Origin of the sequence: uncultured Sphingobacterium sp. (assembly GCF_964277905.1) — a bacterium.
GTDB classification, from domain to species: Bacteria; Bacteroidota; Bacteroidia; order Sphingobacteriales; family Sphingobacteriaceae; genus Sphingobacterium; species Sphingobacterium siyangense.
On record NZ_CAXYKD010000013.1, the window covers coordinates 43346 to 58519 of the forward strand.

10 protein-coding genes are annotated in these 15174 nt (G+C 40.6%); 5 read left to right on the forward strand and 5 right to left on the reverse strand.

Annotated elements, in window-relative coordinates; all coding sequences use genetic code 11:
* The first annotated feature begins 78 nt into the window (after positions 1-78).
* The 3 genes from ACHWSC_RS07630 to dctA all read left to right on the forward strand — a co-directional run bounded on the left by ACHWSC_RS07630 (position 79) and on the right by dctA (position 5383).
* Positions 79-1956 carry an Nramp family divalent metal transporter gene (locus ACHWSC_RS07630; protein WP_394676354.1) on the forward strand — a complete coding sequence of 626 codons (1878 nt, stop codon included), beginning with the start codon at positions 79-81 and terminating at the stop codon, positions 1954-1956.
* A 120-nt stretch (positions 1957-2076) separates the two neighbouring features.
* A complete protein-coding gene (locus ACHWSC_RS07635; RefSeq protein ID WP_394676355.1) occupies positions 2077-3987 on the forward strand; it encodes an amidophosphoribosyltransferase in 1911 nt (636 codons plus the stop codon).
* A gap of 133 nt (positions 3988-4120) precedes the next feature.
* Positions 4121-5383, forward strand: coding sequence for a C4-dicarboxylate transporter DctA (gene dctA / locus ACHWSC_RS07640; RefSeq protein WP_394676356.1), 1263 nt, complete (start codon positions 4121-4123; stop codon positions 5381-5383).
* 242 nt (positions 5384-5625) lie between these two features.
* Here the strand turns inward: dctA and lon are convergent, their stop codons facing one another.
* Positions 5626-8103, reverse strand: coding sequence for an endopeptidase La (gene lon / locus ACHWSC_RS07645; protein ID WP_394676357.1), 2478 nt, complete (start codon positions 8101-8103; stop codon positions 5626-5628).
* A gap of 342 nt (positions 8104-8445) precedes the next feature.
* Here lon and ACHWSC_RS07650 point away from each other — a divergent pair, with 342 nt between their 5' ends.
* Entirely contained in the window at positions 8446-9102 is a 657-nt protein-coding gene (locus tag ACHWSC_RS07650; RefSeq protein ID WP_070563675.1) for a tetratricopeptide repeat protein, read from the forward strand.
* 236 nt (positions 9103-9338) lie between these two features.
* Positions 9339-9893 carry a ferritin gene (locus tag ACHWSC_RS07655; protein ID WP_120336483.1) on the forward strand — a complete coding sequence of 185 codons (555 nt, stop codon included), beginning with the start codon at positions 9339-9341 and terminating at the stop codon, positions 9891-9893.
* 98 nt (positions 9894-9991) lie between these two features.
* Here the strand turns inward: ACHWSC_RS07655 and ACHWSC_RS07660 are convergent, their stop codons facing one another.
* The 4 genes from ACHWSC_RS07660 to gpmI form a co-directional block, all read right to left on the reverse strand.
* Positions 9992-12286, reverse strand: a complete 2295-nt coding sequence (locus ACHWSC_RS07660; RefSeq protein ID WP_394676358.1) for a TonB-dependent receptor domain-containing protein — start codon at positions 12284-12286, stop codon at positions 9992-9994.
* A 163-nt stretch (positions 12287-12449) separates the two neighbouring features.
* Positions 12450-12764: a hypothetical protein gene (locus ACHWSC_RS07665; RefSeq protein WP_157626199.1), complete on the reverse strand. Its 315-nt coding sequence runs from the start codon at positions 12762-12764 to the stop codon at positions 12450-12452.
* Between the two features lie 213 nt (positions 12765-12977).
* The gene (locus ACHWSC_RS07670) at positions 12978-13565 is read right to left on the reverse strand and encodes a hypothetical protein (RefSeq protein ID WP_205400572.1); all 588 of its coding nucleotides are present in this window, start codon (positions 13563-13565) and stop codon (positions 12978-12980) included.
* On the reverse strand, positions 13546-15078 hold the full coding sequence (gene gpmI / locus ACHWSC_RS07675) for a 2,3-bisphosphoglycerate-independent phosphoglycerate mutase (RefSeq protein WP_394676359.1): 1533 nt from the start codon (positions 15076-15078) through the stop codon (positions 13546-13548). Before gpmI ends, ACHWSC_RS07670 begins: the two co-directional genes overlap by 20 nt.
* Positions 15079-15174 lie beyond the last annotated feature (96 nt).

Genomic DNA, 15174 nt, shown 5'->3' on the forward strand with positions numbered 1-15174 from the left:
CGCGGTTTAATTGCCTAATAATGTAAAGCTTTTTATCTTTAAGGCTGACAATAGACGATATTGCACTTACAGTATTTTATGCATTACGACGAATCTCATCATAAATCCCTATCTGATATCCATGAAAGTGTAGATGTCAATCAAGGGAAATCCAAATTTAAGAAGATACTTAGTTTCTTTGGTCCAGCTTATCTCATTAGTGTGGGGTATATGGATCCAGGTAACTGGGCTACCGATCTTGCTGGAGGAAGCCAGTTTGGCTATACCCTGATTTGGGTGCTGTTGATGAGTAATATCATGGCGCTAGTGCTACAGAATCTATGTGCCCGTCTAGGTATTGTACGCGGTAAAGACCTGGCGCAGTGTAACAGGGAGACCTATCCTAAACGGATGAATTTTGTGCTCTATGTGCTTGCTGAAATTGCGATAGCAGCCTGTGACCTGGCGGAGGTTTTGGGTATGGCAATCGGTCTTAACCTCCTTTTCGGCATTGATCTGCTCTGGGGGGTAATGATCAGTTTTGCAGATACCTTCTTGTTGCTTTATCTTCAGAAGCTGGGGATGCGGAAAATGGAACTTTTTATCATTGGACTCATCGCGCTTATTGGCATGTGTTTCATGGTAGAAATGTTTTTGGCGAAACCGGATTTTGCAGAGGTAGCTACTGGATTTATACCCAGTATCCCGAATAGTGCCGCACTATATATTGCCATAGGCATTATAGGCGCGACCGTCATGCCGCATAATCTATATTTGCACTCGGCTCTTGTACAGACACGGAAGATTGACCGGAATGAGGTTTCTATTCGAAAATCGCTCAAGTATAACTTTTGGGATAGTGCCATTGCCTTGAACCTGGCATTTTTGGTAAATGCCGCGATATTGATTCTTGCAGCTTCTGTTTTTCACAAAAACGGTATGCACGACGTAGCCGAACTTGAAGATGCTTACCACCTACTGGGCAATCTTCTTGGAACGGAATGGGCCTCAAAATTGTTTGCTGTTGCCTTGATTCTTGCTGGGCAGAGCTCAACGGTGACGGGAACCCTAGCCGGTCAGATTGTGATGGAGGGATACCTTAGATTGCGGATTAGTCCGACTTTGCGAAGGATTATAACCCGGCTTTTGGCGATTATCCCGGCTGTATTGGTGATTCTTATTTCGGGGGAAGGTCGCGTTGGACAGCTGTTGATTTTTAGTCAGGTGATCTTGAGTATGCAGCTCGCTTTTGCTGTCATCCCGTTGATCCATTTTGTGAGTGATAAAGTCAAGATGGGTATTTTTGCCATTAAACCGCTAACAAAAATTGCGGCCTGGTTGATAGCGGCCATTATCGCTGTTCTGAATTTTAAATTGGTATACGACGAAGTGGTCGGCTGGATTGGTGAAGCCAATAATATTGTGGTAACCGTATTATTGATCTTGGGCGCTGTGGGTTTGTTTGCCTTATTAATGATGACGGTATTGTACCCTATTTTACTCAAATCGAAACCAACGGAGCTTGAAGTTCACCCACCATTCGAGGCATTGCATTTTGAACATAAGGGCTCTTTTAAGAAAGTTGTGATCGCATTGGATTTCTCAAATTCAGATCAGAAAGTAATCCAATATGCTTTACAGCTGTCGCATGACGACACGACCTTTGTCGTTGTCCATATTGTTGAGAGTGCATCGGTGAAATATACCGGGGATTCTACGGATGATTATGAATCGCGTCAGGATTTGGAACGGCTGAAATTGTATGCTGATTTTCTATTGTCGCAAGGACATCAAACTGAATATGAACTTGGATACAATAACCGGATCAAGAGTATTGCAGAAGTATGTGAAAAATACGGTGCCGATCTACTGGTCGTTGGAAGCCATGGGCACAGTGGTGTGAAGGATTTTGTTTTTGGTGAGACAGTTAACAAGCTACGGCATGCGGTGAAAGTCCCTGTTTTTATCGCCCAATAGGTCTTAAGGAGCTATCCCAAAGAGCCTCTGTCTATTCACTGTAATTTTATTGCTGAAAAAGTGAAGGGAGGGGTCGGTAAATGCTAAATAATTCGTACTTTTGCGACATCAAATCAAGATATGAGCGACGCTATTAAACACGAGTGCGGAATCGCACTAATTCGCCTGTTAAAACCCTTATCTTATTATCAGGAAAAATATGGTACGCCATTTTATGGCATCAACAAATTGTACCTATTAATGGAAAAACAGCACAACCGTGGACAAGACGGGGCTGGAATTGCAACCATTAAATTTGATGTTAAACCTGGAAATCGTTACATTTCGCGTTACAGAGCAATGGGCTCAACTGCTGTGGCAGACATATTCGAATATGTACAGAAAAAATTTGCTTCTGTTCAGAAAGCATTTCCAGAAGAGTCAAAAGATACGCAATGGTTAAAAGATAACGTAAGTTTTACGGGAGAAGTACTTTTAGGACATTTGCGCTATGGAACGCATGGAAAGAACAGTATCGAAAGCTGTCACCCATTTTTAAGACAAAACAATTGGATGTCTCGTAATTTGGTGGTAGCGGGTAACTTCAACATGACCAATGTGGATGAATTGTTGCAACAATTATATGAGTTGGGACAACATCCAAAGGAAAAAGCGGATACCGTAACCGTTTTGGAAAAAATTGGCCATTTCTTAGATGATGAGAACCAAGATCTTTTCGATAAATTCAAAAAAGAAGGTCATTCTAATATTGAGATCAGCTCGCTGATTGCTAAAAATATTGATGTTACCAAAATATTGAAGCGTTCGGCCAAAACTTGGGATGGCGGTTACACCATCGCAGGTATCTTTGGTCATGGTGATGCTTTTGTTATGCGCGACCCAGCTGGTATCCGTCCGGCGTTTTATTATCAGGATGAGGAAATCCTGGTTGTAGCATCGGAAAGACCGGTCATCCAAACTGCATTCAATATTCCTATTGGTGCTGTGAAGGAAATTAAACCAGGCCATGCCCTGATCGCTAAAAAAGATGGTACAGTATCCCAAGAGATGTTTAGACAGCCCGTAGAACAACGTTCTTGTTCTTTCGAACGGATTTACTTCTCACGTGGATCAGATGCTGATATCTATCAAGAACGTAAAGAATTAGGAAGATTACTGGTACCTCAGGTATTGGAATCTGTCAAAAATAACATCAAAAATACCGTATTTTCGTTTATTCCAAATACAGCTGAAGTATCTTACTATGGCTTAATGGATGGTATCAACACTTATGTTCGGGATTTTCAAAAAGATACTTTATTGAATCGCTCGGAAAAAATTTCTGATGAAGAATTGGATGAGATCTTGAGTATTAAACCTCGTTTTGAAAAACTCAACGTGAAGGACGCTAAACTGCGTACCTTCATTACGCAGGATGCGGACCGTACAGACATGGTACAGCACGTATACGATACAACGTACGGTATTGTAAAGGATCACGAAGATACGATTGTTGCCATTGATGACTCGATTGTTCGGGGAACAACATTGAAACAAAGTATTTTAACGATCCTGGATCGTTTGAATCCGAAAAAAATCGTGATTGTTTCATCGGCTCCTCAGATTCGTTACCCAGATTGTTATGGTATCGATATGTCACGTATGGGTGAGTTTGTCGCGTTCGAAGCCGCTATTAATCTCCTAAAACAACGTGGTATGGCACATATTATCGATGAAGTTTATCAAAAATGTGTGTTATCAATGACTCAGGACGTTAATGATATCGATAATTATGTCAAAGCGATCTATGCACCCTTTACTGATGAAGAGATTTCGGAAGAAATTGCTCGTATCGTAAGACCTCACCACCTGAAAGCAGAGCTCGAAGTAATTTACCAAACTTTGGATAATTTACACAAAGCTTGTCCAGACCATAAGGGTGATTGGTATTTCTCCGGTGATTACCCAACACCTGGAGGAAACAAGATTGTTAACAAAGCTTATATGAACTGGATTGAAGGAAAGAATGTGAGAGCATATTTCAGTAATTAAGTTCAAAAAAATATCATAGGAAGGGATGCATTTATGCATCCCTTTTTTTTATATTCGTACTCAGAAAATTCTGAATCCTAAATAAAAAAACCAATTAAAGCAAAGGGAATTACTGTCCGTAAATAAATCTATCATGAAGCATATTTTTAAGAGCCTCTATTTTCAAGTCATCGTGGGTATACTTGTGGGGATCATCTGTGGTATCTATTACCCCGATTTTGCTGTTAAGCTAAAACCATTAGGAGATGCTTTTATTAAACTGATCAAGATGGTTATTGCGCCATTGATTTTTAGCTCCATTGTGATCGGTATAGCGGGAATGCAGGATACGAAAAAAGTAGGGAAAATCGGTTTAACCTCCATTATCTATTTCGAGATCATGACAACCATTGCCCTGATTATCGGTCTGGTCTTTGTTAATTGGATAAAGCCGGGTACCGGGATGAACGCCGATCCGGCTAGTCTTGATGTGTCTTCGATATCCCATTATATTTCAGAATCCAAGGAGCCACATAGTTTTATGGATTTTATCATCGGGATCATTCCAGGTAATGTGATTGCTGCGGTAGCGTCGGACAACATGTTGCAGGTACTCGTTTTTGCGGTGCTATTTGGGATCGGTATGACAAAAATAGGGCAGAAAGCATCCGAGCCTGTACTCAATGTATTGCAATCTTTTCTGAAGGTTCTCTTCTCCATTATCAAAATGATCATGTACCTGGCTCCAATCGGGGCAATGGGAGCAATGGGTTTTACGATCGGTAAGTTTGGAATCCAGGCCTTATCTAAACTCGGTATGCTGATGTTGAGCTTCTACCTGACCTGTTTTATCTTCGTGATCGTTGTGATTGGGGCGGTATTGTATTTTTATCTCAAGGTGAATGTTTTTAAGTTTTTAAAATATATCAAAGAAGAGATTTTGATTGTATTGGGGACTTCCTCTTCCGAGTCTGCATTGCCGGGCATTATGCAGAAGATGGAAGATGCGGGCTGTGCCAAACCTGTTGTGGGTTTAGTTATTCCCACGGGTTATTCTTTCAATCTCGATGGGACAAGTATCTATCTGACTATGGCAGCGGTCTTTATTTCGCAAGCCCTCAATATGCACCTCAGCCTGGAACAGGAAATTACCTTATTGCTGGTATTGCTATTGACCTCCAAAGGGGCTGCAGGCGTAACAGGAAGTGGTTTCGTTACCCTTGCTGCGACCTTGCCTGTTGTAGGCCATGTACCGGTGGAATCTGTTGCTTTGATCTTTGGTGTGGACCGTTTTATGAGTGAAGCAAGAGCGATAACCAATTTGATCGGAAATTCAGCGGCAACGCTGGTGATTTCAAAATATGAAGATAGTTTGGACGAGGAGCTCCTACATGAAAAGTTAGGTTCTAAACGATGATTTCTGCAATCAAAAGCTATGATAAAAGAAGCTTAGCTTCAACTGAAAAGAAAGTGTTTGGAGATCAACTCAAACTGTTTAAGAATAGCTGATAAGGTTCTGTGAGCGAAATCCATATAATGAAGGAATGCATATAATGAGGGAATACGTATAATCTGTAAGGGGAATACCTATAAATTATATAACAAATGGGCTATCCAATTTGGATAGCCCATTTCTATTCAAAACCTTTCAGGTATCTGTTAATTCTCTTTTTTGGTATTTTCTATATCTTGAGCCAGATCGATGGCACCAGTTACCTTTTCTTCCAATAGCGCGAGTTTGATCACCTGCGACATTTCAGTCACATAGTGGAATTGCATGTCTTTGATATAATCTTCCTTGATTTCCAAAATGTCTTTTTCATTGGATTTACAAAGGATAATATCTTTGATGTTCGCACGTTTTGCAGCAAGGATTTTCTCCTTAATACCACCAACAGGCAATACTTTTCCACGTAACGTAATTTCACCTGTCATGGCTAATTTCTCCTTCACTTTACGTTGGGTAAATAGCGATGTCAGTGCTGTGAGCATGGTTATACCAGCTGAAGGACCATCTTTTGGAATGGCACCCGCAGGAACGTGAATATGGATATCCCAATGGTCGAAAACGCGGTAGTTAATGCCGAAATCCGAAGCATGGGCTTTCAGGTAGGCTAGTGCTATCGACGCAGATTCTTTCATGACATCACCCAAATTACCTGTCAGGCTCAAACGTCCTTTTCCTGGGCTCAGAGAAGATTCTATAAATAAGATATCGCCACCTACGGAAGTCCAGGCCAAGCCCGTTACGACACCGGCAACATTGTTATTTTCGTAGATGTCCTTATCAAATATTGGAGCACCTAGGATATCGAGCAGATCCTGTTCGTTGATACTCGGACTGTAATCCTTTTCCATGACAATGCGTGTTGCAATACCACGTACCACGGAGCCGATCTTTTTTTCTAATCCGCGGACACCAGATTCGCGTGTGTAATCCTCGATAATCTGTTCGATGATCTTAGCCTTTAACGAGACATCTTTGGATGCCATTCCATGCATTTCGCGTTGTTTTGGCAAAAGGTGTTTTTTCGCGATTTCGATTTTCTCCTCGATGGTATAACCATTCACTTCGATAATTTCCATCCGATCCAATAACGCTGGTTGAATAGAGCTCAAAGAATTGGCCGTCGCAATAAACATCACTTTGGAAAGGTCAAACTCCATTTCTACATAGTGATCATAGAAATGTGTGTTTTGTTCCGGATCTAATACCTCCAATAATGCCGACGAAGGATCTCCTTTGAAATCCGCACTCATTTTATCGATTTCGTCCAAAATAAAAACCGGATTTGCTGCTCCTGCTTTTTTCAGGGACTGGATGATACGGCCCGGCATTGCGCCGATATAGGTTTTGCGGTGTCCTCTGATTTCTGCTTCATCGCGCACACCACCCAAAGCCATACGGGTATATTTACGCCCCAATGCTTTGGCAATAGATCTTCCCAAAGAGGTCTTACCGACTCCCGGAGGGCCTACTAAACAAAGAATAGGTGCTTTCATATCATTTTTTAATTTCAATACCGCAAGGTATTCAATGATACGTTTTTTTACTTTCTCAAGCCCATAATGATCTTTATCGAGCACTTTTTGTGCTTTGTTTAAATCAAAATTGTCTTTTGTTGTTTCATTCCAGGGTAGATCAAGCAGTAGCTCAAGGTAATTAAGCTGTACCGAATAATCTGCAGCCGCAGGATTGATACGCGATAGCTTTTCAAGTTCTTTTGTGAAATGTTTTTCGACATCAACACTCCATTTCTTTTTCTTACCCCGTTTTTTAAGCTCTTCCAGCTCAAGATCAGGCGTGTTTCCACCCAGCTCTTCCTGGATTGTTTTGAGCTGTTGGTTCAAGAAATAATCACGTTGTTGCTTGTCAAGGTCGACACGTACTTTATTCTGAATCTGGTGCTTTAGTTCCAGCATCTGGATTTCTGTTGTCAGCAGCTCCAATAAAAGTTTGGCACGATTCTCTACTTTAGGTATTTGAAGTAGCTCCTGTTTTCTGACCATTTCGACATTGATATTCGACGAAATAAAGTTGATCAGAAACGAAGGGCTTTCAATATTTTTAATCGCGATACCAGCTTCACTAGGTAAGTTTGGCGAAAGCTGGATGATCTGCAGCGCCATTTCTTTTAAGGTAGAAATTGTCGCTTTAAAGTGCTTGGTCATCTTCGGCTTCGCTTCATTGAATTTCTCCACACGTGCCCTTAAATAAGGCTCAGTTTCGACAATTTCCAACAAGTTGAACCGTTGTTTTCCCTGGATGATGACGGTGGTATTACCATCAGGCATTTGGAGGACTTTAATGATATGAGCTACGGTGCCCACTTTATTTAGTTCTTCAAATCCTGGGTCCTCTACAGTCATGTCCTTTTGAGAAACAACACCGATGGTCTTGCTGCCTTTATAGGCTTCTTTGACCAGTTTGATGGATTTATCTCGACCTACGGTAATCGGAATGACAACACCGGGAAATAATACGGTATTACGCAAAGGCAAAATAGACAATGCTTCTGGAATTTCAGCATTCGCCATATTATCTTCATCCTCTTGTGTAAGTAAGGGGAAGAATTCGGTATCCTCTGCAACGATTGGAATTGCTTGACTGAAATCAAAAGTTTCGAATTTGCTCATAGTATTTATTTTGTGTATTTGGCAGTCGCTGACATGTTGACGGCTGACTTTCAAATTTTAAGCTTCTATTATTGTTTCCCCTATATTGCAAGGGAAGTGCCAATTGCTAAAAGTGAGCAAAATTACAAATCTATTTTCTAGAATAGGAAAAAAAGGCAGGTTAAATAAAATTTATCTGCCATTTGTTGGAGAAATAGGCATAATAATTGTAATATTGGAATGTGAAAGGTCGCCGATGGCAGTTTTTAAGTTTAAAGAAATCAATCGGATGCTTTTTTACAGATGTAGAAACGATCACAAGTGATCATTAAAGAGCGAATATAAAAACGTAACTATTTAGATATGAATTTAAAATCATTTAAATTGGGTTTGTTTACTGGGGTTTTTGCCTTAGTTGCTTTTAGCGCGAATGCACAACAACCAAAACAGGCTGAGCATAGCAACGCTAATGTGAGAATGGGGCAGAAAGCTCTTTTGGATGGTGATTTCAAGAATGCAGAGTCATACTTGACTAAAGCCCTCCCTCAAGAAGGGAAAGATCCGGACGTATTATATATGTTGGGATATTCTCAATTTCAAAATGGTGACTATAAAAAATCAGCTGAAACTTTTGGAAAAGTAGTTGCATTGAACGGTAAAAATGCAAATGCTTTATACTTCAAAGCGAAAGCAACAAACAATCTTGCTACTCAAGCCACAAATAAGACATCTGTTGCTAACAAAGAGCAGTTGTTGAAAGTTGCTATTGAGGATTATTCAAAAGCAATTGCTATTACGCCGACTGATTCGAAATTCTATCAAAATAGAGCGATCGCGAATCGCGATTTAGGTATCTTGATCGGAACGGAGGGCACACCTAACTACAATAAGGCAATGGCAACTGACGCTTATAACAATGCAATAAAGGATTACGAAAAAGTGTTGAGCTTTGATGCATCGAAAAAAGATATCCAAACAGAAATCAAAAAAGCGAAAGTATATAGAGATAACTTAAAATAGTATCGCTATAAAAGCATAGAAAAAGGGAATGCCAATGGTATTCCCTTTTTTTGTGCTTGTTGATTTTGTACCTATTGATTTGTGCCGGTTGAAATGTACTTATTGGAATGTAACAGTTGGTCACAAATGAGATCCAGTTTCATTTAGAGGAGTGAATTTTCGACAGTTTTTACTTTGATAAATTTCAAACGAAATAAGCACTGAAACTGTTCTTTTTCTAAATCAAAATGAATATTATGGAAACGAATCGATTGTCAAAGGAAATGCAGCAAATTTTAATCAGTCAGATGACAAAAGAAGCTGAGGCTGCACAGATTTATTTGGCGTTGGGGGTATGGGCAGATGATCAGGGTTATGGCGGAATCGCCAATTTTCTGTATAGACATGCCCAGGAAGAGCGAAATCACATGACTAAAATTATGGGTTATATTCTGGAAAGAGGTGGACGCCCTAGAATACAGGCTATTGCAGCGCCGCCAGCTGACCCAAAATCGCTGACCGAATGCTTTAATCGCGTTTTTAAACATGAAGTAGATAATACCGAAGCGATCTATAACATTGTCAATTTAGCGATGGCCGAGAAGGACTGGGCAACATGGAACTTTGCACAGTGGTTTGTGAAGGAACAGATTGAAGAAGAGAAATTGGCGCTGGAATTGATGGATAAACTGAAGATTGCCGGTGGTGACCGCGCTTCAGATGAATCCTTGTTTGCGTTGGATTCCTCCCTGGAAGCCATGCCCGACGAAGTAGCCTTGGCAAGGGAAGCGACAGCAGATGACCCCAAATAATTATAAAATAAAAAAGCGGGATCTTCAAGATCCCGCTTTTTTATTTTGCCGTGTACTAATCTTAATCGATCTCATGATCATTTATTACCAGGCTTAATTTACTTTATGCTCAATGGCAGATACACACCGAAGGTGATGTTTCTTCCCATATTGTAGACACCAAAGCTCTTGTCTTCCTGTGAAAGACGTCCTGGGCGCAATCTGCTCAACGCATCGTAATAACGTTTGTTGGTCAAGTTTGAAGCTGCTGCAAATACTTTCAGTTGCTGCGATCCGAGATGTAATGTCGTACCGATTCCCGCGTTCAATAAAGTATAAGAGGTTGCTGGCGTTTCGAAGGTTTCATCAATGCGGTTCTGTTTGAAATAATTGTCCAGCCCTACAGAAACGTAGAAAGCATTCAAGCCGCTAATCTTGGGCTCAAGCCGCAACGTATTGTGTACAACACCAGCTGGAATCAATGCCAAGGGTCTGTTAAAGGTATTGTTCTGTGCATGGGTATAGCTAAATGTATTATCCAGGTGTATCCAGTTTAACAAATGAAAATTCAGGCTTCCTTCGACACCGTAAAGATTGGCGTTTACCTGGCCATAGCGATATACGTCGTAGGTATGCGAATCGCCATCTTCACCTACCACGGTTTTCGTGTCGCCTTTTGTTGTTGAGGCATAGATAAAATTGTGGATATAGTTTTCATAGATTCCGATACTTCCGGTAACGATGCTATGTCCAAACTCGAGGGTTGCATCCGCTTGGTAACTTCGTTCAGGTTTCAGGTTTTCATTACCAACTTCATAGCGGTACGTTCCTTCGTGTACCCCGTTGGAACCTAATTCTGCAGGATTAGGCGCTCTAAAAGCTGAACCGGCATTTGCTTTGAAATTGAGGTCTTCGCTGAAAATATGGGTATATCCAAGTGCTCCACTAACATTACTGAAGCTATTTTTAAAGCCAGCGAACTGCTCTTCGTCTTCAATAAAGAGCTGCTTGCCTTTGTTGTTGACGTAGTCATAGCGTAATCCGACGTTAAAGGTGTTTTCGCCCCAGGTTTTCTTTGCATAGCCAAAAGCGCCCAATTCCAACTGATCATAGGCCGGAATTAAGAACTCAACACCTTTGTTTAAACTGTGTTCCTGGCTAGCACTAATACCAAAGACATGTTGCCAACCATTTTTTTCACTTAAAGAATATTTTGCGTCAAGTGAATATGTATTCAGATCAAAGAATAAAGAAGGTGTTGCTTCTTCAAGCTCCTGACGTTGATTTTTTTGATAGCCCAGATCAAGTTTTAAACTACCCGAACCGATGACAAAGTTATTGTTGAGGGCCAGTTTGTAATGGCGGATATCCTGTTTAGGGAAATCTAAGGTCCGGCTTTTTGAGTTTATGTAAAGCGGGTCACCAGGTTCGGCGTCGTAAAAGCCTATATTATTTTTCAGGTATGAAAAATTCAAATGAGAGTAGCCCCATTGCTTGTTTAACCCAAGCATACCACTGAAATTACTGGTATTAAAACCACTATTGCCATATCGGCCTGCGGGTGTATTATAGGAATAGGCGTTTTGATAAGAACCACGCCCACGCCATACGAAGCCATTTTCATTACCGGTAAGCATAACCGAACTATTGGTTAGTCCATTGTTGGTGGAGTAGCTGCTCAATACTTCACCTTTAATTTGCCCAGCTGTAGGAACATTTGGTTCAAGCACATTGATTACACCGCCAATAGCATCAGATCCGTACATCAAAGAGGCTGCACCACGCAGGACCTCCACACGATCCGGTTGATTTTGGTCGATTTCAATACCATGTTCGTCTCCCCATTGCTGTCCCATCTGTTTGACACCATCACTCACCGTGACGACACGATTATAGCCAAGACCCCGTATAACAGGTTTTGAAATACCTTGTCCTGTTGTGATCTGGCTTAGTCCGGGAACTTGTCGGGCAAGCGCATCAATAAGATTCGTCGCATTTCCCTGTAATTCATCTTTGGAGATTACAGCAACCGAGGTACTGTTGCGCCGGCTCCGCGAAGTGACCAGTGTACCTGTAACGACGACTTCATTGGTTTCAATAATACTTTCGGTTAGGGCGAAATCAAGGGAAAGATTTTCCGAAGTTAGATCGACGGTCTTGACAACGGACTGATAGCCCAAGAAACGGACCTCAACCAGGTAGCGTCCACTTGAAGGAAGTGATTTAAAGCTATACTGACCTTGTTGGTCTGATGCGGTGCTCGAACGAAGCTGTTGCAGTGATATTGTAGCACCGGCAATGGGAAGATTTGTTTTTGCATCCGTTACTTTACCGCTGATTGTTGCGGCAAGGGCCGGAAATATGGAGAAATAGGAGACAAGCATAAAAATGCAGCCTATAATTTTAAGTTTCATCTGTACGAATAATTTTTACGTATATATAACATCAAGGATAATAGCAACCCGATAACTCATCATATGAATTCTTGAGATTGTCGAGTTCTAAAAACTTTTATGAAGTTGTTTGTCGCAATAATGAGAAGAATATAGGAGTGACATTATTGGACTTATGTAAAAACTAAGCGATGGGGGGACCACGGTTGCCAGAAAGCAGTGATCGAATAATTTGATCTCCCGTGATAAACAGGCCAAATTCAACTTGCTGTGTCGGGAGTATTAATTCGCGTAGCGTAAAATGAAAAACAATTTGTGGATGTGAATTTTGGTCACAGATGGAACACTTCGGATGGTCTGCATGGTGTTTTTTTGCAGGACTGTCTACGATACTGAGTGCAGTTTGCGGATGCGCATGGGTATACACAATGAACTGACCAATTAAGAAGGTCATTAAGAGCATGAATGCTGCGAATTTGTTCAATGAGATATCTTTCACGCTGAAATCACTACGTTTAAACCCATTTATCCGTTGAGTTATTTTGTTAATCTGGTCAAAGATAAGGAAAATAAAATATAAAGCAATTGTGTTGCATTTATTATTGTTGTGACATTGTATAAATGTCCGCTTAAAAGATAAACTGAATTTACAGAAAAGCCCTCAAAAATGGATGCTATTCTTGAGGGCTGTGTATGGTGCTGATCAGGCGGGCTATTTTTTGGAAGGAATAAACTTGCCTTCAATTTCGTATTGATTGGCATCCAAACCTTGGACATCCTGCAGTTTGACAATTCGATACAGCGAGTCGCTGTAATAGTCTAATTTTTCTTGACTATCGTATAAGGTATTTGTTATCTTTTTATCGATATGGATGTGTTTTACCTTTTCGTTTTTGTCAAATTCGATACGCAGTTTCTGTATCTGCAGTTCTTTCTTTTTAGCTGTAAATTCTGTCACACAGTCTACAGCTTTGACTTCATACAGTGATGGGTCGAAGTTTTTGCTGATATCGGCAGACTGAAAAGCGGAGAGTTCATTTTTCCAGTTGCCAATTTTTAGTTCGCGTTGTTCTTTCTCACCGTCTTTGCTGACAGATTTCAGAACTGCGGGATTGAGCTGCTGCAAGCGATTGACTTCGGCATTAAAAAACGAATCGACAGAAAATATAGCTGAAGATTTTTGTGTTTTTTTTGTCGCCGATGGAGATCCACAGCTCCAAAAAAGCAGAGCACTGCCCATAAGAAGGAAAAGTGCTCTGCTGCTATTTTTAAGTAAATTATTATTCTGATACCAATACATTTCCTGTCATTTCAACGGGGATATTGACGCCTAAAAGTTGTAAGACGGTTGGGGCAATATCACCTAATTTACCATCTGCTATTTTCTTATACTGATCGTCAATTAAGATACACGGAACCAAATTGGTTGTGTGTGCCGTATTTGGCGATCCATCTTCATTGACCATAAACTCGGAGTTACCATGATCGGCCAAAATAATAAAGGAGTAACCATTTTTAAGGCCTGTTTCAACAACCGTTTTTGTACATTGATCAACAGTTTCTACCGCTTTTATAACAGCTTCAAAAACACCTGTGTGACCTACCATGTCTGGGTTTGCAAAATTCAGACAGATAAAATCTGGTTGAAGGGTCTCCATGTCATTAACGATAGCTTCTGTAATTCCTTTGGCAGACATCTCCGGTTGAAGATCGTAAGTCGCAACTTTTGGGGATGGAACCAACAAGCGGTTTTCACCTTCAAACTGTTGTTCACGACCTCCTGAAAAGAAAAATGTCACGTGCGGATATTTCTCTGTTTCGGCAATACGCGTTTGTGTTTTATGGTTTGCTTCCAACACTTCACCTAAGGTATTGGTCAAGTTATCTTTTTGGAAAACAACTCTGACATTTTGGAATGTTTCATCATAAGAAGTCATTGTCACATAATATAGATCTAATGGTTGTAGATCATATTCTGGAAATGCCTTTTGAGTTAAAGCGATTGTAATCTCGCGGCCACGATCTGTTCTAAAGTTGTAACAGAATACAACATCTCCTTCTTGGACTGTTGCCACTGGCGCACCATTTGAGTCTACCAATGCAATTGGTTTCACAAACTCATCGGTTACACCTTCGTCGTATGATTTTTGGATCGATGCAACAAGGTCATTGGATTTTTCACCTTCCGCTTTTACCAAAAGATCGTATGCTAATTTTACGCGTTCCCATCTGTTATCGCGGTCCATCGCATAATATCGACCGATTGCAGAGGCAAAAGTACCTGTTGTTGTCTTTAAATAGTCTTGTAGGTCCTTAACATAACCAATGCCGGAGTTTGGATCCGTATCACGGCCATCTAAAAATGCATGTATAAAAACTTGGTCACTTGTCAAGCCAGCATGTTTTGCAGCATCACATAAGCCTTTTAAATGCTTTGTATGTGCGTGTACACCACCATCGGAAAGCAATCCGATTAAATGTACCTTTTTGTTATTTTCCAATGCATATTTAAATGCGTCTTGAATAATAGGATCCGAATTGAATACACCGTCATTAACAGCTTTGTGAATACGACCCAATTCTTGGTAGACGATTCTTCCGGCGCCAAGATTCATGTGACCAACCTCAGAGTTACCCATTTGCCCAGCAGGTAAGCCTACAGCTTCACCAGAGGCCTCTAAGCTCGAGTTTGGATAAGCTTCTAATAAATGATCTAAAAATGGGGTGTTTGCAGCTTCAACTGCATTTGATTTATCATGTTTTCCATATCCTAGTCCGTCTAGGATCATGAGTGCAACTTTTTTCTTATTCATCGTATAACAAAGATAATCTTAATTTTAGAATCTATCAACGGATCTTAAAAAGTTCCCTTGTTAATCCCTAATAATTTTATAGGTTTGTGGCATAGT

Excerpts from the sequence above, each read along its gene's own strand:
- ACHWSC_RS07655 (WP_120336483.1), top strand. The coding sequence starts at position 9,339 with ATGGAAACGAATCGATTGTCAAAGGAAATGCAGCAAATTTTAATCAGT.
- ACHWSC_RS07660 (WP_394676358.1), bottom strand. The coding sequence starts at position 12,286 with ATGAAACTTAAAATTATAGGCTGCATTTTTATGCTTGTCTCCTATTTC.
- gpmI (WP_394676359.1), bottom strand. The coding sequence starts at position 15,078 with ATGAATAAGAAAAAAGTTGCACTCATGATCCTAGACGGACTAGGATAT.
- ACHWSC_RS07670 (WP_205400572.1), bottom strand. The coding sequence starts at position 13,565 with ATGTATTGGTATCAGAATAATAATTTACTTAAAAATAGCAGCAGAGCA.
- dctA (WP_394676356.1), top strand. The coding sequence starts at position 4,121 with ATGAAGCATATTTTTAAGAGCCTCTATTTTCAAGTCATCGTGGGTATA.
- lon (WP_394676357.1), bottom strand. The coding sequence starts at position 8,103 with ATGAGCAAATTCGAAACTTTTGATTTCAGTCAAGCAATTCCAATCGTT.
- ACHWSC_RS07650 (WP_070563675.1), top strand. The coding sequence starts at position 8,446 with ATGAATTTAAAATCATTTAAATTGGGTTTGTTTACTGGGGTTTTTGCC.
- ACHWSC_RS07630 (WP_394676354.1), top strand. The coding sequence starts at position 79 with ATGCATTACGACGAATCTCATCATAAATCCCTATCTGATATCCATGAA.
- ACHWSC_RS07635 (WP_394676355.1), top strand. The coding sequence starts at position 2,077 with ATGAGCGACGCTATTAAACACGAGTGCGGAATCGCACTAATTCGCCTG.